This window comes from Brevibacillus porteri, assembly GCF_003013475.1.
In the GTDB taxonomy this organism is placed as follows: Bacteria; Bacillota; Bacilli; order Brevibacillales; family Brevibacillaceae; genus Brevibacillus; species Brevibacillus porteri.
In genome coordinates, this window is sequence record NZ_PXZO01000010.1 from 190,500 (window position 1) to 214,094 (window position 23,595).

At 46.7% G+C, this 23,595-nt stretch carries 20 protein-coding genes; 5 read left to right on the forward strand and 15 right to left on the reverse strand.

All coding sequences use genetic code 11. The annotated features are described in order from the left end of the window. Positions 1-203: 203 nt before the first annotated feature. The 7 genes from C7R92_RS07845 to C7R92_RS07875 form a co-directional block, all read right to left on the reverse strand. The gene (locus tag C7R92_RS07845; protein ID WP_106833806.1) at positions 204-2,081 is read right to left on the reverse strand and encodes an FtsX-like permease family protein; all 1,878 of its coding nucleotides are present in this window, start codon (positions 2,079-2,081) and stop codon (positions 204-206) included. Positions 2,082-2,094: 13 nt separating this feature from the next. Then, on the reverse strand, positions 2,095-2,862 hold the full coding sequence (locus tag C7R92_RS07850; RefSeq protein ID WP_106833807.1) for an ABC transporter ATP-binding protein: 768 nt from the start codon (positions 2,860-2,862) through the stop codon (positions 2,095-2,097). Positions 2,863-3,038: 176 nt separating this feature from the next. Further along, positions 3,039-4,046, reverse strand: a complete 1,008-nt coding sequence (locus C7R92_RS07855) for an ABC transporter substrate-binding protein (protein ID WP_106833808.1) — start codon at positions 4,044-4,046, stop codon at positions 3,039-3,041. 159 nt (positions 4,047-4,205) lie between these two features. Then, the gene (locus C7R92_RS07860) at positions 4,206-5,657 is read right to left on the reverse strand and encodes a polysaccharide deacetylase family protein (RefSeq protein WP_106833809.1); all 1,452 of its coding nucleotides are present in this window, start codon (positions 5,655-5,657) and stop codon (positions 4,206-4,208) included. Between the two features lie 130 nt (positions 5,658-5,787). Further along, a complete protein-coding gene (locus C7R92_RS07865; RefSeq protein WP_106833810.1) occupies positions 5,788-7,017 on the reverse strand; it encodes an efflux RND transporter periplasmic adaptor subunit in 1,230 nt (409 codons plus the stop codon). Positions 7,018-7,037: 20 nt separating this feature from the next. Then, entirely contained in the window at positions 7,038-10,169 is a 3,132-nt protein-coding gene (locus C7R92_RS07870) for an efflux RND transporter permease subunit (RefSeq protein ID WP_106833811.1), read from the reverse strand. A gap of 37 nt (positions 10,170-10,206) precedes the next feature. Continuing rightward, a complete protein-coding gene (locus C7R92_RS07875) occupies positions 10,207-10,590 on the reverse strand; it encodes a MarR family winged helix-turn-helix transcriptional regulator (protein ID WP_106833812.1) in 384 nt (127 codons plus the stop codon). Between the two features lie 228 nt (positions 10,591-10,818). Between C7R92_RS07875 and C7R92_RS07880 the strand changes: the two genes are divergently transcribed. Further along, a complete protein-coding gene (locus tag C7R92_RS07880) occupies positions 10,819-11,985 on the forward strand; it encodes a sensor histidine kinase (RefSeq protein ID WP_017249897.1) in 1,167 nt (388 codons plus the stop codon). 32 nt (positions 11,986-12,017) lie between these two features. Further along, complete coding sequence (locus C7R92_RS07885; protein WP_069847078.1) at positions 12,018-12,731, forward strand: response regulator transcription factor; 714 nt, start codon at positions 12,018-12,020, stop codon at positions 12,729-12,731. A 91-nt stretch (positions 12,732-12,822) separates the two neighbouring features. Here C7R92_RS07885 and C7R92_RS07890 read toward each other — a convergent pair whose 3' ends face one another. Together C7R92_RS07890 and C7R92_RS07895 are read right to left on the reverse strand one after the other, a co-directional pair. Beyond that, complete coding sequence (locus C7R92_RS07890; protein ID WP_106833813.1) at positions 12,823-13,281, reverse strand: GNAT family N-acetyltransferase; 459 nt, start codon at positions 13,279-13,281, stop codon at positions 12,823-12,825. 132 nt (positions 13,282-13,413) lie between these two features. Further along, positions 13,414-15,135 carry an amidohydrolase gene (locus C7R92_RS07895; protein WP_106833814.1) on the reverse strand — a complete coding sequence of 574 codons (1,722 nt, stop codon included), beginning with the start codon at positions 15,133-15,135 and terminating at the stop codon, positions 13,414-13,416. A gap of 275 nt (positions 15,136-15,410) precedes the next feature. On the opposite strand from C7R92_RS07895, the gene C7R92_RS07900 reads away from it, so the two are divergent. Then, positions 15,411-15,860, forward strand: a complete 450-nt coding sequence (locus C7R92_RS07900; RefSeq protein ID WP_106833815.1) for a MarR family winged helix-turn-helix transcriptional regulator — start codon at positions 15,411-15,413, stop codon at positions 15,858-15,860. Next, a complete protein-coding gene (locus C7R92_RS07905; protein ID WP_106833816.1) occupies positions 15,848-17,464 on the forward strand; it encodes a DHA2 family efflux MFS transporter permease subunit in 1,617 nt (538 codons plus the stop codon). The genes C7R92_RS07900 and C7R92_RS07905 overlap by 13 nt, the downstream gene beginning before the upstream one ends. A gap of 37 nt (positions 17,465-17,501) precedes the next feature. On the opposite strand, the gene C7R92_RS07910 is transcribed toward C7R92_RS07905, so the two are convergent. The 6 genes from C7R92_RS07910 to C7R92_RS07935 form a co-directional block, all read right to left on the reverse strand. Next, entirely contained in the window at positions 17,502-18,110 is a 609-nt protein-coding gene (locus C7R92_RS07910) for a pentapeptide repeat-containing protein (RefSeq protein ID WP_106833817.1), read from the reverse strand. Continuing rightward, positions 18,052-19,476 (reverse strand): sensor histidine kinase, encoded by a 1,425-nt coding sequence (locus C7R92_RS07915; RefSeq protein WP_106833818.1) that lies wholly within the window; start codon positions 19,474-19,476, stop codon positions 18,052-18,054. Before C7R92_RS07915 ends, C7R92_RS07910 begins: the two co-directional genes overlap by 59 nt. Then, on the reverse strand, positions 19,457-20,104 hold the full coding sequence (locus C7R92_RS07920; RefSeq protein ID WP_069847091.1) for a response regulator transcription factor: 648 nt from the start codon (positions 20,102-20,104) through the stop codon (positions 19,457-19,459). Before C7R92_RS07920 ends, C7R92_RS07915 begins: the two co-directional genes overlap by 20 nt. Then, the gene (locus C7R92_RS07925; RefSeq protein WP_106833819.1) at positions 20,082-21,164 is read right to left on the reverse strand and encodes an undecaprenyldiphospho-muramoylpentapeptide beta-N-acetylglucosaminyltransferase; all 1,083 of its coding nucleotides are present in this window, start codon (positions 21,162-21,164) and stop codon (positions 20,082-20,084) included. The genes C7R92_RS07920 and C7R92_RS07925 overlap by 23 nt, the downstream gene beginning before the upstream one ends. Beyond that, positions 21,161-22,144, reverse strand: coding sequence for a polysaccharide biosynthesis protein (locus C7R92_RS07930; RefSeq protein ID WP_106833820.1), 984 nt, complete (start codon positions 22,142-22,144; stop codon positions 21,161-21,163). Before C7R92_RS07930 ends, C7R92_RS07925 begins: the two co-directional genes overlap by 4 nt. A 131-nt stretch (positions 22,145-22,275) precedes the next feature. Then, entirely contained in the window at positions 22,276-23,031 is a 756-nt protein-coding gene (locus C7R92_RS07935; RefSeq protein ID WP_106833821.1) for a metallophosphoesterase family protein, read from the reverse strand. Positions 23,032-23,062: 31 nt separating this feature from the next. On the opposite strand from C7R92_RS07935, the gene C7R92_RS32770 reads away from it, so the two are divergent. Next, positions 23,063-23,284 (forward strand): SMI1/KNR4 family protein, encoded by a 222-nt coding sequence (locus C7R92_RS32770; protein ID WP_244195685.1) that lies wholly within the window; start codon positions 23,063-23,065, stop codon positions 23,282-23,284. Positions 23,285-23,595: the final 311 nt, after the last annotated feature.

Genomic DNA, 23,595 nt, shown 5'->3' on the forward strand with positions numbered 1-23,595 from the left:
TTTTCTAGGTGATACTTTGACTGATTAAGGATGGTACATAAAGGACATGTCTTCCAGTTAGATATGATAATGATTATCATTATCTTTGTCAACCATGGGATGTGCAGGTGTCACTTTCAAATTTTTAAATCCACAGCTTCTTCCCCCACAACAACTCCGATTAGAAAGCAAAAAATCCCCCTCAAATGAGGAGGATTAATTCTTTACGCTTCTTTTGGCAACACAATTCCACGATAAAGCTGAACCGTGATGTAATAGTAAATCGCATAGATCACAACGAAAATCAGCGTTGGAATCCAGATGTTCAGATACGGATCCAAGAGGATGAACGAGAACATCTCCATACCGATCAATACGTGCATCAGACCGATGATCGCCGGGAAAATGAATACCATGAACAGCTCTTTATAGATCGAGCCTACGAGCAACGATTGACGTACGCCGATTTTTCTCAGCATGCTGTAACGGTCTTTGTCACGAGCAGCCCCGGACAAGATTTTGAACATCAGGCAGCTCGCCATCATCGCCAGGAAGGCAATTCCGAGGAAGAAGCCCATGAACATCGTACCGCTTGTGAAAATGTACATGCCCGCATACGTGCTGTATTTGGAAGACGTATATACATCTTCTGCTTTTACATTAACGATAGACCCAATCAGTTGCTTTTGATGTTCATCCATTGCTTTTAATTCCTGCGTGTATTTCAAATAGTCGTCTACCTTAGCAAGGAGAACCTTGTGTTCACTTCCAGCAGTTTGCTCATACGTCGCCTGATCCACAACCAGAATAGATTTGCCCTCAATCATCTGGTAGTTGATAAAATTGGTGAATAACGCTTTGTCCCAATCCTCAGGAATGGCTTCGTATTTACCTTTGTCTGCTTTTGACGCACTTACGATATACGCTTCTTTCGGAAGCGGATCTGTCACAAGTTTTGGCTTGTTGTCAGCAGAGTAATTTTGAATGCTGTTCGTGGAAATCAACAGCGGATTTGCCAGCAAGTCTTCCTTCAAGTAGTAATACGCCTTGTCGTCGACTTTGTATCGATACGTATTTTGCTCCAGGACGTTCATTTTTTTCAATGCCTGATAATCCGCTTCAACCGGATCATGCAGATTCACGTCATACACATGGAACACCGTGGTAAACAAATTGACGTTTTGCTGGAACGCCAAGCCCCCTGCCATCGCCCCGACACCAAGCCCGATCAACATTGCTACTGTACCAAGGATTTTGGTCAGGTTGTTCACCCGAAAGCGCAGCTGGGCGAAAGTGAAGGCGTTCAACTTGCTATCATTCAGCTTTTTATTTTTCTTCAAAGCCTGTACAAGAACTGGCAGCAACGAGATGAAAATCAAATACGTCCCGATTGTGCAGGAAATTGCCCCTACGATAAAGCCGAGTGCTTGCAGGTACATAAGCAGGTGCAAGCATGTGTAGCCCAGAGCCAACAGGATAACTCCAAGGATGGCTACCAATACCGCTCCGATTCCTTTTGACTTGATTTTGTCATTTTGCTGCTCGGCACGGATGAGAGCGAGCTCAGTAGCACGAGCCAGACGAATGGCATTAATCGTGGAGGTGATCAGAAAGAGTACCAGGAAGAATCCCCATGTCATCAACATTGCCGGCAGATAAAAAGCATAGTAACCCTCTGTCGAGATCTCCAACAGATTCATGAGCAAGACACCGATGCCGCTCGCGAGCGCAATACCAACCAGGCTACCGATCACCAAGGAAATGATTCCCATCGTCAATGTTTCCAGGAACAAAATCTGGCTGATTTTCCCCTTCTTCGCCCCTAAGACCATGTACATTCCGAGCTCTTTGCGCCGTAGCGAGAGTAGGAATGAGTTGGCATAGAAGATATAAAAGATCGTGATAAACGCCAGCAGGAACGCCCCTACATTGAAAACAATCTGAATCGAAGAGATCATCGAGTTGTTCTTCGTGTAATCAGAATTGAGGGCAAGCGTCTGGAACATGTAAAAAATCGAAATGGAGATGACCAGACCCACGAGCAGAACCAGATAGTCCTTCATCATCTTCCGCATACTGGACAAGGATAGCTTTAACAGCATGAAACGTTACCTCCTAGCGTACATCATGTGATGCACCTAGCTCGGCCAGTACATCCAGAATTTGTTTGAAAAATTGCTGACGATCCCCCGTACGTTGAATCTCGGTATACAGCTTACCGTCTTGAATGAACAAGATACGTTTGCAATAACTCGCGGAAAAAGCATCATGCGTAACCATCATGATGGATACTTGGTGGTTCTCATTCAAATCTGTCATCGTTTCCAGCAAGCTTTTGGCATTCTTCGAGTCGAGGGCGCCCGTCGGTTCGTCTGCCAGCAAAATCGCAGGGTCATGCACAAGTGCGCGTGCTGCTGCGGCGCGTTGTTTTTGTCCCCCGGAAATTTGAACCGGATATTTTTGCAAAATCTCTTCGATCCCGAGTGTTTGTGCTACTTTACTTACTTTGTTGCTGATCTCTTTGGAAAGGACACCTTGAAGAGACAGCGGCAATGCAATGTTCTCATACACGGACAAATTCTCTAGCAGGTTGAAATCTTGAAAGATAAAGCCGAGCCTTTGCGAGCGAAAATCTGCGAGCTGGTCACGCTTCATCTGTGTAATGTTCGTTCCCGCAATTTCAATAAAGCCTTCCGTTGGACGATCCAGTGTGGAAATCACGTTGAGCAGAGTCGTTTTACCCGAACCAGATGGCCCCATGATTCCCACGAACTCTCCTTTTTCTATCGTCAGCGATACGCCTTTTAAGGCATGCGACTGGCTTTCACCTTTTGTCCCATATATTTTTTGAACGTCTTTCACTTCTAGTACAGCAGTACTCATTCTACGTTCCTCCATTCTATCTATTGGCTAGCGTTCGTTGTTTCCGTCGCCATTAACTGTAACCAAATTCCAGAGTAGGAGCTATTGATGTTCCTTACAGTTTTCTTTACATTTTGTAAGGTTTATTTCGTGAGACGAAAAAAAGCCATCCGACGAGGGATGGCTTCCATGATAAGCTATTTTTTACTTTTGTTCTCTTCATGTCTTTTGATCAGCATATCTACGAACATATCAATATGTGCTGTGATCGCGATTGGGTCATAGCGATAGAATGTATCGTAGTCGTTGTAGAAGATCTGATTGTTTTTGGCAGCAGCGGTCGCATTCCAGACAGCCGACTCCTGTAAGGTTTTCAAGGCTTCGCTATTCTTTTCCGGGTTGTAAAAAGTCACGAACATGTAATCCGCAGCGTATTCTGGCAAGGTTTCCATGGACAGCTGTACGGTTTGCTCTTTGGATTTGTCTTTATGCGGCATTTTCAGCTTCAATGCATTGTACACCGTTTGACCACCGCGTCCCGCGTTGTCACCGAAGATCCACAAATCTCCTTTGTTGGTCAGCTCGTAGAGACCGACAGTCGCATTCTCATCCACGATGCCTTTCAACTTTTCGCGGCCCTCGGCAGCCTTCTTGTCAAAGTCTGCAATGAACTTGTCTGCCTTTTCTTTATCGCCAACCACTTCTCCGAACAATTTGACCGTATCGTAAATGTTTGTCGCCGTACCGTACGGGAGATAAACAGTTGGAGCGATTTTGGACAAGGCTTCATAATTGTCATCATACATGACGACGATGAGGTCAGGAGCGAGCTCTAACGTTTTCTCCACATTGATCCGCGGGCTACCTACGTCCTGCGCATTTTTTAATTGTTCAACAGTAAACGGGCTTTTGAAAGCTTCTGTCTCTGCACCGATGACGTTTCCGCCTACTGCAATCAACTCGCCTGCGTAGTAGTCGGTCACAATACGTTGTGGCTTGTCAGGAATTTGAATCTTTCCTTTTGGTGTTTCGATGCTGCGCATTTTGTTCTCAGTAGGGGCTTCTGTTGACTTGTCAGCTGGCTTGGAAGCAGAATCCGTCGCTGGTGCTGGCGTTGCCGTATTTGCTCCACCGCATGCCGTCAAAAAAAGCGAGAACACAAAAATGACAGCAAGGACAGCTTTTATTGTTTTGTTCGGAATCATGATGAGCCTCCCTTATGTACGTTTGTAAGATAAATGTAAGTAATACTCATATCGATATTGATTATCATTATCGTCAAAACTATAACAAAGAGCATTTTTACTGTCAATCGCCCGAGCTTTGCGAAAATAGACAAAAAAAATCCCTTTCTGAGAAAGGGATTAGTTACCGGAGCGGCTTTGTTTGATCATATCGTCCATCTTTACAAAGGTGTAGCCTTTGCTTTTCAGGCTTTTCAATACAATTGGGAGTGCCTCAATCGTGTGGATGTCATCGAGCATATGCAGCAAAATGACACTGCCATTTTTCGTCTTGCTCATGACGCCATTTACAATATCTTGGGCACTGTTTTTCTTGTCCCAATCCAATGTGGTGACATCGTACAACGCAATGACCTTGTAACCCGTGGCTGCAATCACTTTGGCTGTATGATCGTCTACTACGCCAGTCGGCGGACGGAACAGCATGACAGGCTGCTGTTGAATCGCTTCGGTAATGACCTGGTGTGCTTTGACCACGTCCTTCTGCAATTCTTCCGCTGTCAGCGTCGTTATGACCGGATGGTTATAAGAATGGTTTGCCACATCATGACCACCATCCACCATCGCTCTCGCCAAATTCGGATTGTTCTCCACCCCTTTTGCTCGCAAGAAGAAGGTCGCTTTGACATCATGCTCTGCCAAAATGTCTAATAGTTTCGTTACGGTTTTGTCGCTTCCCCAGTCGTCAAAGGTTAGCGCGATCTGTTTTTTATTTGTGTCGACTTGATAGACGAGCTCATACTTGGCATTTTCGAATTGCGGATTCAATTTTACTGCGTCAAAGCATGGTATTTGTTCCAGCGGCTTGCGTTCACCGCCGTTTTTCACCATCTCACTGAGCGGGACAAACTGGTAGCCGATATCCGCTGCTGCCTTGGCGATCAATGGAATGGTAGGAATCACCTCAGGATTGATGTCTGTATTAAGTGAGATAATGCTACCTCTGGACATGTAGCGAGCTATGTAATCTCCGATGGTTTTGGCGTCTTTCTGCAAATCACGGTCCTTCGGGTTGATATTGTAGCTGACGACCGCTTCCATCCCGAGTTGGGCGGCTGCCAAACGAACGTCATCCGTCACATCGCCAGATTTGGTTCGCACATAGCGTGGCGAAATACCCGTCTCGCGTTTGATTACCTCATTACTCAACTGAATCTCCCGATAGATCTGCTCGTAGCTGAGCTTGCTCATGTCCAGTTGATTCAGTGTGTTGTTTTGGATTTCATGACCGCGGGTCAAAATTTCCTTGGCGATGTTTGGTTCCTCAGCGACACGCATGCCTGGGAGAAAAAAGGTTGCTTTGATCTTATGAGCATCTAGCTGCTCCAAAAGACTTTTCATCATCTTATCGTCGCCCATGCCGTTAAACGTCAGAGCTAGTTCCTTGCGCCCCGTGTATACATGAGACAGCACCTTACTTTTTTCACCCGTGTATCGGGTGATTTTCTGTTTCTTCTCTATCTTCTGGCGCTCAGTGGATTCATCTTTGCTCGCAAACATCGAGCATCCGGAGACGAGCACGACTGTCATGAGCAGGACAATCCCTTTGCATAGTTTGGTGGAAATATTCATTTATGACTCCTTATCAACCGCCATAACTAAAATTATACTCTGTTTGGCAATTTTGGTAGAGTAGATAATCTTTCCATTTAATAATAAAAAGAGGCGGATCTGCTCCGCCTCTTTTTTCTTCCATTTCTGCTTACTCCTGAATACTCACCTTGCCGCCATCCGCAAGCAGCGTCTGTCCTTTTACCACGACTTTATCTCCATTTGCTAGGCCAGATACTACTTCAATCAACTCGCTTGTCGAGTTGCCCGTCGACACTTCCACTTGCTTGGCTATTTCCCCTTCTAGCTTGAACACGTATTGTCTGCCTTCACGATCAAATACCGCCTTGCGAGGAATGACCAGTGACTTCGCTCCTTCTGAGCCTTGCGGGAAGGTAACATTCACGACCATATCGGACTTCAATTCATTGGAAGCATTCGGGATCGTGATTTCTACTGGATAGGCTTTGAGCTGCGAATCCATGACCGGACTAATTGCCGTTACATTTGCATCAATCGTTTTGCCTGTAGACTGCACGTATACTTTGACAACTGTTCCCATTTTTACCTTCGTCACATCTGCTTCGGACAAATTCGCTTTGACCACAAGTGGATTCGTTTTGACGATGGTCACAATGGGCTGCTGTCCTGTCATCTGTCCTACTGCTCCGGTCACGCTTGCGACAAATCCGTCGATGGGGGAGACAACCGTTGCATTCGCCAATTGCTCACGCGCATTTTGCAGTCGGACCTGTGACTCCGTTACGCTCGCTGCCGATACTTGCACACCTGTTTTTTGTTTCGCGCCTTGCAGCTTCTGCTTTGCATTGTCGTAGGAAATTTGGGCTTTTGTGAGCGTTGTATTTGCCTCTTCCATTTTCTCAGTAGCAATCGCTCCCTCTGCAAGCAGCTTCTGATTACGTTGTTGATTCAGTTTGGCGTCAGCAAGCGCTCGTTCTGCTTCCGTCAAATCATTTTGTGCTTCAACCAAACTTTGGTTAGAGGTGCTGCCTGCTTGGGTTAAGTTCGCTTTTGCCACACTAAGAGATGCTTCTTGTTCTCTTACACTGTTAGACAGCTCATTCGTATCGAGTGTAAACAATAATTGTCCTTTTGTTACGGCCTGACCCAGCTTTACTGGGAGAGATGCAATTTTCCCGCTAGTTTTTGGTGACATTTGGACTTCCTCACTCGGTGCCAATTTTGCTGTCAGTCCAGACTCAGATGTGACCACACCTTGTGCCACTGTTGCAACCTGTACAGGGGTAACCGTTTCTGCTGGTTGGGCAGCAGTCGTCATCGCATCCTCCTGGCTTGCGCAGCCTGTGATCAAGGTAAGGGAAAGTAGCGCCACAATCGCGATTCTTTTATTTATGATCATGAATGGTTCCTCCTCTTTTCTCATGCATTTGTCGATTCCAAAGTGGTAAGGCTTTTCTTTTCCTGCTTTTGCTTGCGTTTGTTGCGTCTCTTTTGTCCCATCTCATCAAACCATACGGTCACCACAGGTACGAGGATGAGCGTGATCATGGTGGAGAAAATCAAACCGTACATGACGGTAGTAGCCATTGGTGCTTGCAGTTCTAAACCAGACCCAGCAGCAACGGAGAGCGGAGCAATAGCCATTATCGTCGTGAGGGTTGTCATCAAAATCGGGCGCAGACGAGCAGGCCCCGCATGTAAAATCGCTTCATGTAACTCCCAACCCTTTGCACGCAACTGGTTGATCAAGTCGATTAACACAATCGCATTGTTCACAACCAGACCGATCAGCAAAATGTACCCGATCAAAACAGATACGGTAATAGGCGTACCTGTAAACAAAAGCCCCAATATGACCCCAGTAAGGCTCGGAGGAACCGAGAACATGATGATAAATGGACTAAAGAGTGATTCAAACTGAGCAGCCATAACCATGTACACAAGCACGACGGACAAGACAATCGCGAGACCCAGATTCACAAAAGAATTTCCCATATCCTCGCTTTGCCCGCCCATTTCGATGGTGTATCCGTCCGGAACATTCAGCTTATTGATAATACTCGTAATTTCCGTCGAGGCCGCTTGCAGGTTATCCCCGATCAAATCGCTTGTGACCGTCACTTCACGCGTCATGTTTTTGCGCTCAATCGATGGCGGTACATCGACTTTGCTGATGGTCGCTACGGATGTGAGGCTGATTTGAGCGCCCGTCGGCGTGGAAATACGCAGGTTCTTCAAGTAATTAATATCTTCCTTATAGTCTTCTGGCAGCTTGAGATTGATATCAATTTCATCTTCACCCGTACGATACTGGGTAACCGTTTGACCTTGGAAAGAAGTTCGCACAGCAGAAAGGATTTCATTTGTTGTCAATCCGTACAAACTCGCCTTCTCTGTATTGACCTTCACATCGAACTCCTGACTCATTTCCTGAACACTGGTAGATACGTTCATCGTTCCCGGTACCTTGGCTATTTCCCCTTTCACAATCTCGCTCAGTTCCGTTAAGACGTCCAGATCATCTCCGCGAATTTCAATGGAGATAGCTGGTCCGCCCCCCATACCACCGGAAAGGGATTTCACCTTAATATCTGCTCCTGCAATATGCTTGACTTGCTCTTGCAGGCTAACAGCAATTTCCTCTGTTGATCGCTTTCTTGTAGAAATCTCTCCAATTTGCAGATCGATCGTTGCGTTATGAGAAGTAGATGCACCGCTCTCTGAAATACCGTCGCCACCCCCGACCGAGGACTTGACCAATTTCTTTTCTGGCACTTGATTGACCGCTTCTTCTACCTGCTTCATTACTTTTTCAGTTTCCGTCAAGACGGTACCCTTTGGCAGCTTGATCTCTACCTGGATTAATCCTTGATCCATATCTGGGAAAAATCCTGCGCCGAGAGATGGAACTAGCATCAATGAGCCAATCAACATGGCAAAAGCAGATCCAATCACCGTTTTCCGATGACCCAATGCCCATTTGAGCACCCTTTGATAGCCTTTTTCTACTTTATGGAACCCGATATTAAACCAGATCAACGGATTGATGCCTCGATAGTTTTCGTGATTCGTATGCTCCGGTATTGTTTTTAACATACGAGCACTCATCATCGGAACCAGCAAGAACGTGAAAACGAGTGCTGCGATGTGTGAGAAAACGACCGTCAAAGCTAACGGTGCGAACAGCTCAGCAACGAGACCTTGTGTCAGCGCAATCGGTAAGAATACGCAAATTTGTGCCAATGCGGAAGCCATTACTGCCGTTCCTACTTCTTTGGAACCGACCAATGCCGCTTCCATCATACTCTTGCCCTGTTCCCGCTGACGGAAAATGTTTTCCAGCATAACGACCGCAAAGTCTACTAATGATCCCAATCCGAGTGTGAGACCTGCTAGGGAAATCAAGTTGATTGTTTGACCTGTCATGTACATCAAGAGGAAGGTCGATATGATCGATACAGGCAGGACAATGACCGCAATGAGCATAGACGACAGACTGCCCAAGAAGAAGAACAGCATGAGTACGCCAATGGCACCACCTGCCAGAGCATGTACCACCGTGTTGTCAACAGAGCTCTGGATGTATGTGGAGGTATCGAAAACGATACGTGTTTCTACATTTGCTGGAAGCGTGCTATTAATCTTCTCTAGCTCTGCCTTTACGTCTTTCGCGATTTTGATCGTATTGCCTCCGGTGCCTTTCATCACAGCAACTGCCAAGCTCGGCTTTCCATCAACGTAGCTCAGCTCGGTCACTTCTTTGATAGTGTCTGTTACTTTCGCGATATCGCTTAATCGGATGAAGCTCCCACCGACAGAGATCGGAGTGAGTGCAATCGTGTCCACATTGGTGAATTCTCCTTGCACGCGGATACTGGTCTTTCCGTCACCTTCCCGTATCGCACCAGCTGATCCAGATACATTGCTGTTTTCTAGTGCTGACTTTATTTGATCCAATGTCAATCCATAGGCAGCTAGTTTGGCGGGGTCCACGATGATGTCGACGATTCGCTCTTGCCCACCTGTGACAGTGACAGAAGCGACACCGTTAATTCGTTCCAAGCGGGATTTAATCAAATCATCTGCGACTTTTTTCAGTTTGTTGACATCTTGATCGCCAGTTACAGCCAGATCAATTATTGGCTGGCTTGTCGGATCAAATTTCAATACCCTTGGTGAACCAGCTGATTCAGGCAAGCTCCCTCGGACCAAATCTACTTTATCTCGCATATTCAGCGTCGCTTGATCCATGTTTGTTCCCCACTTGAAATGGAGGATGACCGAGGAGGAGCCATTAACAGAAGTTGATGTGATCTTGTCTAAATTCGGAACCGTGCCTAGTGCATTTTCCATCGGTTTGGTAACCAGCTTTTCTACCTCAGCTGGAGCCGCCCCCTCTACAGAGGTAACAACTACGGCGACCGGAGAAGTCAGCGATGGCATCAATTCAATAGCCAAGCGAGGAAAGGTAACTAAACCAAAAATGAAGATCGCTACGGATATCATAATCATCGTGACCGGACGTTTAATGGACAGTTCTGATAAATTCAAATTTTCTCACCTCTTCATTTGTAGAGAGCTCAGCGTATCAGCTCAGTATTTCTTTCTCCAAAATAAGCGCGCGCAAGGAATGCAGCGATGCAGGTGTGCAAGCACTTCCTTCTTGTCCCGTCCAATTCGCTGTCACACGCTCCGTCAATGCTGCCCACACAATTCTCCGATCCGATTTATCACGAAATCTGCGCACCAAGTTCATCTGTTCCAACCGACTGATTAAACCTGAGGTCGTACTATACGAAAGATCAATCGCCTTGCTGATTTCTCCCATTGTTTTCGGGCTTATCGCGATTTGCTCGAGAATGAGAACTTGTTGCCAGGTGATATCACTTGAATCCAATGCTTGCATGGAAAGCGTGGAAAACACGGTGCTCGTATCCCGTAGAATCTTCGCTAACTGAAACAGTTCGTTCATAAAAGCCTCCTACCCATTGTCTATTTTTCGGACTATCGTTCGGGGAGTTCCCCTCCACAGATCACATTGTACTTATACGATTCGTCCCCGAAGTCTATCGGGTAGTCAAATTGTGGAATTTGATTTTATCTATCCAGAGATAGAAGACCGTACACCCGGAGATAGACGACAGCGCATGCTAAAATGAAACTATAATGGGTACGTATTCCAAGAAAGGAGGTTGTCTTCTTGAACGCTTCAACTGCATCTTTACGCTCACGTTTCCTGCTTATTTGTTTTTTTGTATTGTTCTCATTTTTTCTCATTCCAACTGCTTACATGCATGAACCCACCATTCCCTTTATCATCACTCTGATCATTATCTTCTGCTTCCTGCTGATGTTTCTCAGGCCCAAAAAAAATTGGAGACCTTTTCAAAAAGACATCGCCATTATCGTTCTTGGTACCGTGTCATTTATAAAGGTTCTATATGTAGGGGTAGAGGTCGGTCTATCCTTGCCATTGGTAGCTTTTATTGGATTTCACATTCTTGAACGCCGCCGATTGTACTATGCGATTTTTTTTGGCGCATGCTCCTTTTCTCACATGTTCTTTTATAAAGACTATATTTTTGAGGAGGTAGTAGGCTATGTCGTGGCCTATATCGGATGGTATATCGGTGCACGAGGATTATCTCTTCAAAATCAAGCAAAGGAATCGAGTCAGCAGCATCTGAAACAATTGCAAGAGGCGCATGTTGAACTCCAGAAAGCTCATTCTGAACTTCAAGAGGCTTCTGTGAATACACTTCGTGCTGCTGTCCTGGAGGAGAGGACCAGAATCGCCCGTGATGTTCACGACGCCTTGGGACACAGTCTCACATCGTTAATCGTTCAATTGAATGCCTTGAAATACATGCTGCAAGGCGGACCGAGTGACGCACAGGAGGCTGTGCGAGACATGCTTTCGGTATCCAAGCAAAGCCTCGATGATATACGCTCGTCTGTACATACATTAGCCGCAGACAAGTCCTCTCTAGGAATCACACCACTGCGTATACTCTTATCACGAGCCCAACAGCATACCGACATCAAAATGCATTTGATCAGTCCCAATCCAGATATTCCGCTCTCACAGCAGATGACCATTACGCTTTACCGGATTCTCCAAGAAGCTATTACCAATTCCATTCGACATTCGAATGCAACAGAGATTTTCATCTCGATAGAAAAAAAGCAAAACTTCCTATTCCTGTCTATTTGGGACAATGGAAATATTACGAATCATCATCAAATCAAACTAGGCTTTGGTTTAACAGGTATCGCAGAACAAACCAAGCAATTAAATGGAGACCTTTCCTATTCCATTCGAGAGCCCCACGGCTTTCAAATTGACATCAGCTTTCCGCTTTGGTAAACAAATAGCGATCTATACGGAGGAATGCCAGCATGGCAAATAAAATCAAAAAAGAGACCATTCGTGTGGTCCTGGTCGATGACCAAACGATGATCCGTCAAGGATTGGGGTATGTCATAAAAATGCAGAAGGATATGGAAGTAAGCGGGGAGGCTTCCAATGGAGAAGAAGCCGTGAAGCTCGTAGGAGAAATCATTCCTGATGTAGTCTTAATGGATGTACAGATGCCAAACATGTCAGGAATCGATGCAACCCGAGAAATCACTCGCCTCCATCCTTCGATAAAAGTATTAATCCTCACAACCTTTGACACGTACGATTACATCGTAGATGGTATTCGGGCAGGTGCTGTCGGCTATATGCTAAAGGATTCCGATTCACAGGATATGTTGGACCTCATTCGCAGGGCCCATCAGGGAGAGGCACTTTTCTACACGGCTACTGCTGCCAAGGCTCTAGCGGAGGTTCTACAGTGTCAACAAAAGAATCACGAGTCTGCCTCTCATTCTGACTCTGATGCTGATTCTGTGCTTCCCCCTCTTGTCATGTTAGATCAGTTGACTGATAGAGAGCAGGACGTACTAGAGCAGCTATCCTACGGCAAACGGAACGATCAAATTGCGCAGCACTTACTCATCTCCGAGGGAACCGTCAAGACGCATATCCATCGGATTTTGCAGAAAATGGGCGTAGGAGATCGTACACAGGCAGTTGCCAAGGCGATCCGGTATAAAATCGTGAAATAATAAAGGAAACGCAAAAAAGCCCAAGCATATAAGCCATGCTTGAGCGTTGACAGCTGATTGGAATAGACTGCAGCTATTCCATACTCCGTATCTATCCGATCTCCACTTCCAACAACGGCAATACTCTTCCTGGGAACACGGTAGACACGATTTCACCTACTCGCTTTGCTCCCCTCGACAAGTAAAACGGTTCTGCGTACGGGTCACTATGGATGGTGATGACTGAGATTTCTTGCTTTTGTGCCACCTCTACCATATGCTGCCACAGAGCCTTTCCGTAACCTTTTCCTACTGCCTCCGGTTCCATGAACAAAAAGCCTAACAGCCACTGCTCTTGCTCAGCATCCTTTTCCAAACTCATGAAGCCCTTGATGCTGCCCTCATCCTCTAGCACATATACTTCGTGTTTCTTGATATAGGCAGGCGATAGCGTCAGGTCGTTACGACAGGCCTCCATGAATTCATCACTGTATCCCCAATAAGCTTTGGAGCGATAGGCTAGCTCGCTCAGTTCGCTTGCTTCTTGTCCTTTTGCTCTGCGAATGTTCATCTTGACCCCCCCCCATTTATACAATATTTGTAAACCACCTAGCGTTTACCTGATTCTTCACGTACAAAAAGAATCCTTCCCGCCCTCACGCACAAAAAAATGGTCATCACATTGGACGACCATTTTCCTCTCTTACTTTGCTTCCTTTTGACGATAGACTTCCTTCCCTTCAACCAAGGTCAGCACGACTTTCGCATCCTTGATTTGAGTGGCCGGAATTTTAAACAAGTTTTTATCGAGCACGATGAGATCTGCCTTCTTGCCGACTTCGATCGAGCCTGTGATATCATCCACGTGGTTGGCGTAAGCACCATCAATCGTGAAGCTGGCGATCATTTCAGCAAGCGTCGCACGTTCTTCTGGGTTGGCGATTTTGCTCGGATCGGTTACACCATCCTCGATCCGCGTAATGCCTTGTTGAATGCCGTGCAGTGGATTGAATTCTGGCGTTACGATGTAGTCAGACGAAGATGCTACATGCACCCCTTTATTCAGGAAGCTCTTCATCGGATATTCTTTTTCTGCGCGTTCGCGGCCCAAGTACGGTACTTCGATCTCATCATAGTAGCCCTCTTCCTGCATAAACCAGAACGGCTGCACGATTCCGACTGCCTCCAGCTTTTTGAAGCGCTCGATGTCTGATTCATTGACCAGTTGCAAGTGAACGAGCGAGTGGCGAGCATCGTGCTTGCCATTTAGTTTTTCAGCGAGCTCCATACCGTCCAGTGCAATGCGGGTAGAAGCATCCCCGATGGAATGGACGTGCAATTGGAAGCCTACCTTGTCTACTGCGGCAGCTGTTTGATTGTAAACCTCTTGCTTCCAGATTAATTCTCCGTTTGTTTCTTTATGGACATACGGTTTTTCCAAGTAAGCGGTAGCGCCTTCTACGACACCATCCAAGAAGATTTTGACGGCGTTGACTTGGAATAGGGGGTTTTGATTGCGCTCACGGATTTTTACGAATTCTGCGACCTGTTCAGGTCCCTTTTCCGGATTCGCTGTCAATGCATTGCGGAAGCGGATGGTCAGCTTGTCCTCTTTCGCGAGCTCCTCGTATGCTTCCAATACGTTCGGATAGCGCAGCATATCCGGGTCGCGCACTGTAGTTACACCGCGTTCAACCGCTTTTTCTTGGTAAGCTTCAATTCCGGACTTGTATTGCTGTACGGTGTATCCGCCGATTTTTGACAGTACCAGATCCATGGCGCTTTCACGCAACGTTCCAGAGGGTTCTCCTGTTTTCGGATCGCGCTCGATAATGCCGCCTTCAGGATTTGGTGTGTCCTTCGTGATTCCGGCCAGCTTCAATGCCGCCGAGTTCACCCACAAAGAATGTCCATCATCCGAGGTCAGTGCGATTGGAGTCTTTGGGACAATTTTATCCAATACTTCCTTGCGTGGACCGATACCAGGCACTACCGGATTGCTCCAGCCGCGGCCTTGTAATGTTGGTTCGTTTGGATGCTCTTTTACGAATTTCTCGATGGTTGCAACATATTCCTCGACAGAGCCTCCGTCAAACAAATCAATGGAGAAAATGAGTCCCGTCGTTTTACTCGCATGCGTATGGCTGTCGATAAAGCCCGGCAACACCATTTGACCTTTCAGATCGATTACTTTTGTATCCTTGCCGATGTGTGCTTTCGCATATTCATCTGCGCCGACAAAGACGATTTCGTCCCCGCGAATGGCCACTGCCTCTGCCCAGCTGTTCTTCATGTCCACTGTGTAGACCGTGCCGTTGGTTAGCACGACATCTGCTGGCTGTTTTGTCTCTTGGGCGGCAAAAGCCGACATCGGGCTCATCAACGCTGTGGCGAGCAATGCGCTGGTTAATTTTTTCCCAAACACGTTCAAATCCCACCTATCTATTTATCTAAGATGAAAAGAATGCCAAAACTGATTGTAGCATCGCAACTCTGAAAATTCCATGAAATCCGGTCGAAAATTAGTATATTTTCCCGATTCATGGCGAAATCACTCACATATTGACTAATGGAATTGGTCAAATTGGTAAAAGGTTGATTTTGACTTCCCTGCATGATTCGATGTATACTCGTAAATGTTTTAGGGGGTAAACATTTCATCACATATATAATTAAATAACGAAAACAGGAGAGGGTACTATGCCAAGCCAAGTCAATTTTGAAGAGCTTTATATTCAACTCCAACGAAAAGTTTCGGCTGAGTCGCACAAGCGTCTGGACCCACTCGTGTCAGGATCACAAGCCATGCTTTTGCGAATTCTAGATATGAACGGTCCGCAGAAGGCATCTTCTATTGCAGAACGTATGAATATTACCCCCGGAGCCGTTACGAGTCTCGCTGATAAATTGATTGCTTGCGGCTATGCCACGAGAAATCGTGACAATACGGATCGCCGCGTCGTGCAGCTGGACATAACCGATCAAGGAAAAGAAATCCTACAGCAATACAAAGCTGTGGTGAGGAACACCATTGAACAGTTTTTTGCCGGCGTATCTGATGAAGACAAGCAACACTTAATCCGCATCTATCGCCAGGTTCTGAAAAATATAGAGCAACAAAGAGAGGAGCATCAAGATTGCAACAGCTAACAGAGAAAAAGAAAGTGACGATTATGATGGCGATTATTACGGCCATGTTTTTCGCTGCGATCAACCAGACTATTATCGGAGTTGCCATGCCGCGTATTATCTCGAAGCTGGGTGGCATGGATTACTATTCGTGGGCGATTACGATTTATTTGCTGACCTCCACTGTCGCTTCTGTGCTGGTTGGGAAGCTCTCCGATATATATGGAAGAAAACCATTTATATTGACGGGTATCGGGTTGTTTAGTATCGGGGCCTTGTTGTCCGGGTTTTCTACCGATATTTTTCAACTGATTACGTATCGTGGCATTCAAGGGGCAGGTGCCGGGATCATCATGTCTACTGCCTTTACCGCTATGGGTGATCTGTATGAACCTCGCGAGCGCGCAAAATGGGGCGGAATCATGAGTGCCGTCTTCGGCGTATCCAGTGTGCTTGGTCCTCTGATGGGTGGCTATATCGTCGACCATCTCGACTGGCACTGGGTGTTCTGGATCTTCTTACCGATTGGCGTAATTGCCTTTTTGTTGATCATGATTCATTTCCCAAAAGTACCGAAGCAAGAAGGAGAGTCAGTCGACTACTTCGGCTCGCTGTTCTTGACGCTCACCATCGTACCGATGCTGCTCGCCTTCTCATGGGCAGGAGATGGTCCGGGCAAATACGCTTGGGGCTCGTGGCAAATTATTGGTTTGTTTGCCACCACAATCGTTGCGTTGATCGTGTTTATTATAATTGAAATGAAAGTAAAAACGCCTGTACTTCCACTGGGCTTGTTCAAAAACAGTATTTTTACTGTCTCCAATCTGGTCGGATTCTTCCTCAATGCCGGGATGATGGGCGCGATCATTTATGTGCCGTTCTTTGTCCAAGGGGTCAAAGGCATCTCTCCGACGATGGCCGGTTATGTTGCGATGCCGATGTCTATCGCCATGCTCGCGACCTCCGCAATCGCCGGACAAATCATGACCAAGACGGGAAAATATAAAAAGATGGCGTTGGGTGGACTTCTCGTCATGACCTTGGGCATGGTGCTGATGTATTTCATGTCTCCAACCACACCGATTTACTTGCTCGTGATCTACATGATCATTCTCGGATTGGGGATCGGGATTGCGATGCCGGTCTTCTCCTTGACCGTGCAAAATGCTGTCGCACCACAGCAATTGGGTGTCGCTACAGCAACGTCGCAGCTTTTCCGCAACCTCGGTGGGACCATTGGAATTGCTGTCATGGGAACCGTCATGAGTGCCAGCATGTCTGCGAAAATGACACAACTGTCGGGAGCCATGGGTCAAGGGAACAATCCCGCAGCAGCCGATCCTGCTCTGGCAGAGAAGCTATCGCTCTTTACGAATCCGCAAAATTTGTTGGATCAGCCGAGAATTGAAGCCACGCTGGCTAGTCTGCCACCGGATTTGCAACCGCTGTTTACTCACATGCTGGATATGATCCGGGAAGCGATGAGCTATGGGATTACGACTACGTTTTTAACTGGAGCGATTGTAGCGGGAATCGCTGTCATCATCGCGCTGTTCCTGAAGGAAATTCCACTACGTAGTGGGAAGATGGGACAGAAGCCAGAGGGCGAAGTAGAAAAGGCTTAATAGGAAAAGGAAGAGGGCACTTGTCCTCTTCCTTTTTTCATGGTGTATGGATTTGCTGTATGAGCCACTCTCTCGCTTCCTCCTCTGCAAGAATGACTGGCTGCTCCAAGGTACCGATATTTATGCTTTTGATAAAAGCTTCTTCTATACCTGTTACCCCTTTTAGTTGTGCTCCTTGAAACAATACTTCTTGGAACCAGGAAACACTGATATCTACACCTTCCAAATTGGCATCACGAAAGTCGGCTTGAGAAAAGAGCGCGTTCACTAGCTTTGCATGCCGTAAGTCTGCTCGGGCAAACACAGTTTCGAAGCAAGAGCTTTTGACGAAGGTCGCCCGTTGCAAATTGGCACCTGTAAAATCTGCATAGTCTGCCTCGCTTTTGGTGAAAATGGCATTTTCCAAATTCGCTGATTGAAAGGTAGAGGAATACACATGTGCCGCATAAAAATCTTTATCCTTTAGATTCATTCCGTCAAAAGTACTGGCGATCAAACGAGATTGGTCCAAAGGGTACTCTGCTACGTCTATGGAGCGAAAGTCTACTTCATCAACGACTAATCTCTCACCCGTTTCCCCAATCGAATCAATCCATTGCTTGTGCAAATCTAATTGCTTCAGAACAACCCTGCAAGGTAAAAGCAAACACAATCTCCTCCCCTTCTATCTGCACATCATAATGAGCCTGATGTTTGTCCAGCACGGCTTTGACGATGGATAGTCCTAGTCCCGTTCCGCTAAGCTGTTTACTGCGAGACTGCTCGATCACATAAAATGGCTCCCAAATTTGCTTCAATTGCGCGGCGTCTATACGTCCGACCCCATTTTTGATCGAAAAAACGACGGTATCCCCCGTCTGTCTGATCGAAATATCAATGCGTCCATTTGTCGTGTACGTGACAGCATTACCAAGCAAATTACCGAGCACCATTTCCAGCTTGTCACGATCTGCCCACACACAATCATCCGCATCCGATTCCTTTTGGATCGTGAGCTCGATTGCATCCTGCTGGATAAGCAACTGGTATTTCTCCAAGGTTTGTTCCAGCACATCATGAAGAGAGAGGGCCGTAAACGAATATTGTTCTGTTTGATAACGGGACAATTCCAGCAGCTTATTGACCAACTCCGCGATACCGTCTGTCTGCTTTTCAATGACGGTCAGAAAGGTTCCGTCATCCAGCCCATCCTTGATACCCGCTGTATACGCCTTAATTAGAGCCAGTGGCGTTTTTAACTCATGAGAAATATCCGAAATAAACGTTCGCAGATTCCGGTTTCTCGCTTCCAGCTCTTCGTGAGCGCGTTGGAGCTTGTCACTCATCCGGTTAATACTCTGGGCCAATTCCTCTATCTCATCGCCCGTCCGAATGTCTGCCTTTTGAAAACGCAGATTGGAAATCTCCTCCGCCGTATCCTTCAGCTGTGCGAGTGGGTCAATCATCCGTTTGGCAAACATCCCGCCCACGACAACGGTCAAGAGCAACGCCCCCAGAAAAATATACGTATTGAACTGATTCACAATGCGAATCGTATCACTGGAATACGCAACCGATTCACTGATCGCGAAAACCACTCGCTCCTTCATCATGAACCGGACGAGTACATTCGATTTCAATTTTTCTTGCATATACAGCTTGTTTACGTATTCGCCATCCTGTAAGGAAGCAACAGTCTCCTCCGTGACCCAAAACTTGCTGAGCGGTAATCTTTTTTGGGCAAAAAGCGCGTGCAGAGCTTCGTTCAAATCATCGTTGTTTCCCGTATACGAGGCATACACAATCGTGACGCGATATTCATTTTCAAGCCGTTCGATCTCTTTTTGCAGAGCATCTGCTGTGAATTCTTCCATCTGGGAAGTAATCGCGGACAGCGTATTTTTCTTCTCATACAAAAAATACTTCGGCAAAAAGAACGTGTTAATGAGAAAAGACAAGACGTACACGACAGCAACCACAATGGCAATCTGCACAAACAGCCGCCGCCCCATCTTATTTATCCGGATTTTCAAAACTGTACCCCATCCCTCGATGTGTTTTTATCCAGTTATCGCCGATCTTTTCTCGCAAACGACGAATATGGGTATCCACGGTTCTTTCTTCACCGAAATAATCAAATCCCCACACATGGTCGAGTAAGGCTTTTCGCGTCAATACTTTCCCTTCATGCTGCACAAAGTACTTCATGAGCTGGAATTCCTTGTTGGTCACATGCAGGTCTCGTCCAGCGTGGTATATTTTTTGCGCCTCCAAATCTACCTTGATCTGTCCAAACGTGTACTGCCCATCCAGATGCAGCATCTTTTTGGCACGCACTAATAAAATTCTCGGGTCAAACGGCTTTCGCACGTAATCGTCGGCTCCCGCTTGCAAGGCGTGAAGCTCGTCATCGATTTCCCCTTTGGCTGTAAGCATCAAGACTTTTACGGTACTATTTGCCTTGATTTCCTTGCATACCTCGATGCCACTTACTTGAGGCATCATCCAGTCTAGGATCGCCAGGTCGATTTGTTCGTTGTACACCATATTGAGCGCTTCTTGCCCATCTTTGGCGGTATATGTAGTGAAGCCTTCTTTTTCGAAGTAGGCTTTCACGATTTTGACCATGTATTCTTCATCATCCGCGATCAAAATGTTCATGTGCAGCTCCTTTTAGCAATGCCCACACCTTGTCGACTGCTCTTTCATCCTTATTTTTCCTCATTTTCGCCAGATAAGTCTCGCGATTTTTGTACAGAGCAAGGATTCTCTCCACAAACCTCTGTGTCGTCATCTGTTCCTGTAAAAGTACATCTGCGTAACCCGCAGCTTGAAAGTTTTGGGCGTTCACGAGTTGACCTGTACGTGCCCCCCCGTTCGTATGCGGGAGGAGAAGCATCGGCTTTTGCAAGGCGAGCAATTCAGAAATCGCATTGGAACCAGCCCGGGATACAACCACATCGGCAGCTGCCAATAAATCAGCCAATTCCTCTCCTACGAAATCATACTGCTTATAGCCCGGGTAATGAACAGAGTAATCGACCTTTCCTTGCCCACATATATGAATGACTTGGAATTGGGACAGCAAATTCGGTAGTGCCTCGCGAACAACACCGTTGATCGTCTCGGCCCCTTGACTTCCTCCCATAATCAACAGCACGGGCTGCTTTTCATGAAACCCGCAGGCGGTCATTCCACGCAGACGCTTGCCATCCTTGAGCGACTCCTTGATGAGCGGCCCGACATGGATCGCTTTTTCGGTGTTCAGCTTTCTCTTTGTTTCCGCAAATGTCGTGCATACTGAATCTGCAAAAGGCAGGCAAAGCCGATTGGCAAGCCCCATATGCACGTCTGGCTCATGAATGATGGTTCTGATCTTGTTCATGCGGGCGCCGAGCACGACGGGAACCGAGACGAAGCCACCCAGCGAGTACACGACATCCGGCTTTATCTTCCGTATCAAGAAATAGGCTTGAAAAATGCCACGGAGCACCTGGAGAACATCCGTTACGTTTTTCCATGAGAAGTACCTCCGCAGCTTTCCAGTCGAGATACTGTGATACTGTACTGCTTTTTGTGCTTCTACGAGCTGTTTTTCTATTCCTGTCTCTGAGCCGATATAGTGAACATTCCAGCCTTCTTGCAAGCATTTAGGGATCATGACGAGATTGCCTGTTACGTGCCCTGCAGAACCGCCGCCTGTAAACAAAATGGTTTTCATGCCAGGAAACCTCCTGCCCGTAGCATTGCTCTGGTCTCTTCCTTGGTCATGACCATCGACTCGGAATGGAAGCTGGAAAAGTCGACCCTCGGATATGCAGCGTAATACGCTTGCAGCTCTTCTTGTGGAAAAGCAGGCAGGATGACAAAGTATTGGTCGTTCAAGTCAATCGCTCTGTCGCTTTCCATCTCGGATACGAGCATTTCATATCGCTTTTCACCTGGGCGCATCCCGATGGTGACAATACGGCTGCCCTGTGCTCCCGCCTCTTCTCTGAGGACCTCTGCTATATCCATGATCCGGCAAGAGGGCATTTTCAATACAAAGGTTTCCCCGCCCAGACTGTTATGCGTAGCCGTAAAGAGCAGGTGGATCGCCTCTTCTAGACTCAAGAAAAACCTCGTCATTTGCCCATCTGTCACCCCAAGATCCAATCCTTGTTGCAATTGGTTTTTGAAAAGGGGGATCACACTGCCTGTCGATCCCAAAACATTGCCGCTTCGCACACAAACAAACCGGGTACTAACATCCCGCGTGTTGGCCTGAATGATCAGTCGTTCCCCAATCGCCTTGGTCATCCCATACGTACTGGAAGGATTGGAGGCCTTGTCTGTGGAGACGTAGATGACCTTTTGTACACCGTTGGCAATGGCCGCCTCGATGACATTTTGCGTGCCGATCACGTTTGTTTTGAAGGCAATATACGGTTGGTTTTCGCAAACCGGGACATGCTTCAATGCCGCAAGATGATACACATAATCGACCTGCTGGCACGCCTGCATCAATTCCTCCTGATCCCGAATGTCCCCATTCATAAAACGCAGTCGTTTATCTTGAAAATGATGGCTCATTTCTACTTGCAGTGCTTCATTGCGCGAAAAAATACGGATTTCTTTTGGCTGCTGCGGCAGGAGTTGCTTCACGAGCTCCCAACCCCAAGAGCCTGTACCACCCGTTATTAAAATGGTTTTGTTTTTCATCTGCTGTACCTCCGAAGCATTCATGTGACTGACATGAATATCGTAGAGGTCGTGTGTTACGCCAGTATGACAAATCTTCGTAGAAACGAAAAAATAACGCCAGAAACGATCTCTAACGTCACTTTGTCCTCTTACAGCTCTGCTCTTCCCGTTCGGATCGCATAGGCATAGTCTCTGCGCCCGTTTTCCTCTGCTTTTCTGGCTGCCTGCTCGAAATCATACGGGACCAATACGTGCTCGAATAGCCAAGCGCTGCCTTGTTGTTTGACCGTGACGTACTTGGCATGGGGCGTCTTCGATTCCATCGAATGCGGGTACGGCGCTTCCTCAAAATACGCTGGAAGTCCCACGCTTCCCGGGTTTACCACGAGCTTGCCATCTGGCAGCCATACAGATTTGGGCACATGAGAGTGTCCGCAAAAAATGACCTGCTGCTGAATGCCAGTCAGCTCGATCATTAAGGCATTTGCGCTTTTGTCTTCTATCCCATATGGAGCGACATTCTCTAATAAGTACACATCATCGGCAAAAGGTGTGCCGTGGCAAAACAAGAGATCGTCAAACGTCCACTGCTTTTGGAATGACCCGATCCAGCTGAGCATTTCTTGTGAAAGCAGTGGCTTCACGTATTCGAAGGTGATGGACTCCATTTGCTCTTCCAGTAAATATCTGTCACAATTACCCATGATGTGGATGATCGTAGATCGCTCCATTAAGAGCTCTGCCGTTTTGATCGGATCAAGCGGTCCAAATAAAGTGTCGCCTAAATTCACAATGGTTTGAATCCCGCGGGAATCAATGTCGTGCAGCACAGCTTCCAATGCATAGGCATTGCTGTGTATGTCGGAGATCACTGCGATGGAATGGTTGTTTTGGCTCAAGATCATATACTCCTTTACAATTGAGGTGCTAGACAGGATGAAAGACACCGCCCCCAAAAGCGCGTTCATTACAAAGGTCGAAGAAATGCTGGACCAATACCGCAGCCTCTATGACGGAAATTGTCCGTATGTTTTAAATGAGCGTTTGACATTGGAACAAATCGAACAGTTCGAAGCTTCAGCTCACATAGTATTACCGCAAGACTACAAAGATTTCCTGCACCATATCGGAAGTGGCGGTAAAGGTGCCAAACAGTAGAGCTGTTTACACACGATATCGGTGGAAATTGCTTTCCCTTGTATGTGGAAGGACTGGAGCAAGAGATTTTAATCAAAGGTGTGAAGGATCTAGTTGTTTCCGTCGGTGATGTTTATAAAATCCGGGGACGGTTAAGTGGAGAGGTTTATCGGATTACGCGGTAAAAAGGTTCTTTAAAGAGGATGCCCTTCTATCAAACGAAGAGAGGCATCCTCTTCCTATGCCATTTTTCAAATTTCATGAAAAAAGTTTAAGAGGGGGGTACCCTCGTTTTCGTCTATAGTAGTGAACACCAAAAAGGAAAGCTGCGC

What these genes read in the sequence shown, in the direction of transcription:
- C7R92_RS07850 (WP_106833807.1), bottom strand. Translation starts at nt 2,862, where the DNA reads ATGAGTACTGCTGTACTAGAAGTGAAAGACGTTCAAAAAATATATGGG.
- C7R92_RS07885 (WP_069847078.1), top strand. Translation starts at nt 12,018, where the DNA reads ATGGCAAATAAAATCAAAAAAGAGACCATTCGTGTGGTCCTGGTCGAT.
- C7R92_RS07860 (WP_106833809.1), bottom strand. Translation starts at nt 5,657, where the DNA reads ATGAATATTTCCACCAAACTATGCAAAGGGATTGTCCTGCTCATGACA.
- C7R92_RS07890 (WP_106833813.1), bottom strand. Translation starts at nt 13,281, where the DNA reads ATGAACATTCGCAGAGCAAAAGGACAAGAAGCAAGCGAACTGAGCGAG.
- C7R92_RS07855 (WP_106833808.1), bottom strand. Translation starts at nt 4,046, where the DNA reads ATGATTCCGAACAAAACAATAAAAGCTGTCCTTGCTGTCATTTTTGTG.
- C7R92_RS07845 (WP_106833806.1), bottom strand. Translation starts at nt 2,081, where the DNA reads ATGCTGTTAAAGCTATCCTTGTCCAGTATGCGGAAGATGATGAAGGAC.
- C7R92_RS07865 (WP_106833810.1), bottom strand. Translation starts at nt 7,017, where the DNA reads ATGATCATAAATAAAAGAATCGCGATTGTGGCGCTACTTTCCCTTACC.
- C7R92_RS07930 (WP_106833820.1), bottom strand. Translation starts at nt 22,144, where the DNA reads ATGAAAAACAAAACCATTTTAATAACGGGTGGTACAGGCTCTTGGGGT.
- C7R92_RS07925 (WP_106833819.1), bottom strand. Translation starts at nt 21,164, where the DNA reads ATGAAAACCATTTTGTTTACAGGCGGCGGTTCTGCAGGGCACGTAACA.
- C7R92_RS07875 (WP_106833812.1), bottom strand. Translation starts at nt 10,590, where the DNA reads ATGAACGAACTGTTTCAGTTAGCGAAGATTCTACGGGATACGAGCACC.
- C7R92_RS07920 (WP_069847091.1), bottom strand. Translation starts at nt 20,104, where the DNA reads ATGAACATTTTGATCGCGGATGATGAAGAATACATGGTCAAAATCGTG.
- C7R92_RS32770 (WP_244195685.1), top strand. Translation starts at nt 23,063, where the DNA reads ATGAAAGACACCGCCCCCAAAAGCGCGTTCATTACAAAGGTCGAAGAA.
- C7R92_RS07900 (WP_106833815.1), top strand. Translation starts at nt 15,411, where the DNA reads ATGCCAAGCCAAGTCAATTTTGAAGAGCTTTATATTCAACTCCAACGA.
- C7R92_RS07935 (WP_106833821.1), bottom strand. Translation starts at nt 23,031, where the DNA reads ATGATCTTGAGCCAAAACAACCATTCCATCGCAGTGATCTCCGACATA.